The organism is Microbacterium sp. (genome assembly GCF_031988965.1).
GTDB lineage: Bacteria > Actinomycetota > Actinomycetes > Actinomycetales > Microbacteriaceae > Microbacterium.
On record NZ_DALZXX010000229.1, the window covers coordinates 1 to 2,933 of the forward strand.

At 68.6% G+C, this 2,933-nt stretch carries 3 protein-coding genes; 2 read left to right on the plus strand and 1 reads right to left on the minus strand.

Features of this window, described 5'->3' with window-relative positions; translation table 11 throughout:
• Nucleotides 1-216: 216 nt before the first annotated feature.
• Nucleotides 217-870, plus strand: a complete 654-nt coding sequence (locus tag RTM68_RS18020; RefSeq protein ID WP_312173636.1) for a biliverdin-producing heme oxygenase — start codon at nucleotides 217-219, stop codon at nucleotides 868-870.
• 186 nt (nucleotides 871-1,056) lie between these two features.
• The gene (locus RTM68_RS18025; RefSeq protein WP_312173638.1) at nucleotides 1,057-1,356 is read left to right on the plus strand and encodes a GIY-YIG nuclease family protein; all 300 of its coding nucleotides are present in this window, start codon (nucleotides 1,057-1,059) and stop codon (nucleotides 1,354-1,356) included.
• A 78-nt stretch (nucleotides 1,357-1,434) separates the two neighbouring features.
• On the opposite strand, the gene RTM68_RS18030 is transcribed toward RTM68_RS18025, so the two are convergent.
• Nucleotides 1,435-2,817 (minus strand): ATP-dependent RecD-like DNA helicase, encoded by a 1,383-nt coding sequence (locus RTM68_RS18030; protein WP_194762292.1) that lies wholly within the window; start codon nucleotides 2,815-2,817, stop codon nucleotides 1,435-1,437.
• Nucleotides 2,818-2,933: the final 116 nt, after the last annotated feature.

The following is a 2,933-nucleotide window of genomic DNA, read 5'->3' on the forward strand; positions in this document are numbered from 1 at the left end:
CACCGAACTGCGGGTGCCCTGGCCGGGCGGCGCGATCACCGAGCGGCCGGCCGTGCGACGCGAGGTCGTCGCCCTGTACGACCTCGCCTGCGAGCGACTCGGCGTCGTGCCTCGTCCGCACGCGTGACCCGGGCCTGACCGCCCCACGACATCGGCACGGCGTCTTCGGAGGAAACGGGGGTTCCGCCGAAGTTAGGTGACCCTTACACTGGGGTCATGTCCGAGATCCTCTCCTTCTCCGCCGCGCTCCGCGAGCGCTCCTCCAGCTCGCACTCCCGCAGCGAGGGCGCGGGCTTCATGTCCGACCTGCTGAAGGGCGAGGGATCCCGCGAGGACTACATCTCCCTCGTGGCGCAGCACTACTTCATCTACGAGGCGCTCGAGTCGGCGGGCGAGCGCATGCGCCACGACCCCGTGGCATCCGTCTTCCTCAGCGACAAGCTCACCCGACTGCCGGCCCTCGAGGCCGATCTCGAGTTCCTGCTCGGTGCGGACTGGCGCGAACGGATCGTCGCCCTGCCCACCACCCAGCGCTACGTCGAGCGCATCCGCCAGGTCGGCGCGACGTGGGCAGGCGGCTTCGTCGCACACCACTACACGCGATACCTCGGCGACCTGTCGGGCGGCATCTTCATCGGCCGCGTCATGGCCCGACACTTCGGCTTCGAGACGAACGGCATCGGCTTCTACCTGTTCGACGACATCGCCGACCCCGCCGCCTTCAAGGACGTCTACCGCGAGCAGCTCGACGCCGCGCCGTGGGACGAGGCCGAGCGAGAGCGCGTGATCGACGAGGTGCTGCTGGCGTACCGGTTCAACACCGAGCTGTTCGAAGACCTCGACCACGCTCGCTCCGCCGCCGTCGCCTGACCCCCGGTCGCCCCCCGGTCGCCCCCCCCGGTCGTTGAGCGAGGCCGACGAAGTCGCCCGAGACGAAACGCCCCCACCCCGATGTCGGTGTCCGAGACGCCTCCCGGTCGTTGAGCGAGGCCGACGAAGTCGACCGAGACGAAACGCCCCCACCCCGATGTCGGTGTCCGCGCGTAGCGTCCGTGCATGGGTTACGTCTGCATTCTTCGCTGCGCCGACGGCACATTGTACGTCGGCAGCACGCGCGATCTCGACCGCCGACTCGTGCAGCACGAGCAGGCGATGGGCAGCGCGTACACCAAGCGCCGCCTCCCGGTGGAGCTCATCTGGAGCGGCGAGTACGCGCGCATCGATGAAGCGTTCGCCTGGGAGAAGCGACTTCAGGGGTGGAGCCATGCGAAGCGGCTGGCGTTCATCGAGGGCGGAGTGGATGCCGTGCGGCAATGGAGCGTGGACGAGAGGCTCCGTCGAGCCGCCGCTCGCTGAGCGCTCCACGCGACGCACCGCGTTTCGTCTCGGGCCGCTCCGCGGGCCTCGCTCAACGACCGACCGGGAAGGCCACCGTCAGGACTGCGCGGCGAGCCAGGCGGCGCGCATGAAGCGCCGCACGTCCTCATCGACGCGGATGTCGCTCGGGCGCAGCGCCCGCGACAGGTACAGCCCGTCGATCGACGTCAAGCGTGAGAGCGCCACATAGGTCTGCCCGGGCGCGAACGCACCGGACCCCAGATCGATGATCGCCCGATCGTAGGTCTTGCCCTGCGACTTGTGGATCGTGACCGCCCACGCCAGCCGCAGCGGGAACTGGGTGAACTCGGCGACCACGTCGCGGCTGAGCTTCTTGGTCGCCGGCTCGTACGAGTAGCGGAACCGTTCCCAGACCGCGGGCTCGACATCGACCTCGTCGCCGTCGATCTCGACGCGCACGGTCTCGCCGAGGATCCGCACGACCGTGCCGATCGTTCCGTTCACCCACCGCGGCGGCTCCCCCGACATCGAGGTGTCGTTGCGCAGGAACATGACCTGCGCGCCGATCTTGAGCTTGAGCTCGGGCTCGGCGGGCAACGATGCCTCGCCTCGACCGAACTCGCCGCTCACCTCGGCCTTGGCGGTCTGCTCCTTGCCCGGCAGCGCGGCGAGGTGCCTGCTGTTGATGCTGTTCACGATGTCGTTGCGCGTGGCGAGCGTGATCATCGGCACCTCCCCGGGCTCGGGGTCGGGAGGCGTGCGGGCGCCCTGCGTGTTGAGCACACCCGCGATCTCGGCGGTCACCCGGCCGTAGCGCACCGCGTTGAGCATGGCCTTGAACCCGTCGTCCGACTGCCGGTGGATGTGCACGAGCTCACGCACGTGCAGTTCGGCACGGGTGTCGACGACGAACAGTCCGTCGCCCTCCTCGGCATCCGACTCGTCGTCCTTCCAGGGGCCTGCCCAGACCTTCGCGTCGAAGAACCAGAACGAGCGGTAGTGGTCCTTGACGTAGCGCAGCTCGTCACCCCGCGGCGGCACGGGCGCGAGCTGGTACGGATCGCCGAACATGACGATCTGCACCCCGCCGAAGGGGATGCCGCGCTTGCCCCGCGCCTGACGGAGGGAGCGGTCGATCGCGTCCATGAGGTCGGCGTTGACCATCGAGATCTCGTCGATGACGAGGGTCTCGATCGCATTGAGGATGCGGCGCGTGTTGTCGTTCTGGTCGATGTCCGAGTCGCCGATCAGACCGATCGGCAGTCGGAACAGCGAGTGGATCGTCTGCCCCTCGACGTTCAGCGCCGCGACACCGGTGGGGGCGCAGATCGCGATCTGCTTCTTGGTGTTCCACGAGAAGTACTGCAGCAGCGTCGATTTGCCGGTTCCTGCTCGCCCGGTGATGAAGACGTGCTCGCTGGTGTCCTCGATCAGCCGGAACAGCTCATGCTGTTCATCGGACAGGGCGGGAAGCGACACGGTTCTCTCAGACGGGAAGACGGCGGACGGCGACGGGATCGGGAGCGCGGCGGGCGCGTGCGAACACGCGCCTCCATGCTACGTGGCGCACAGGCTCGGCATCCGCCCGACACCGC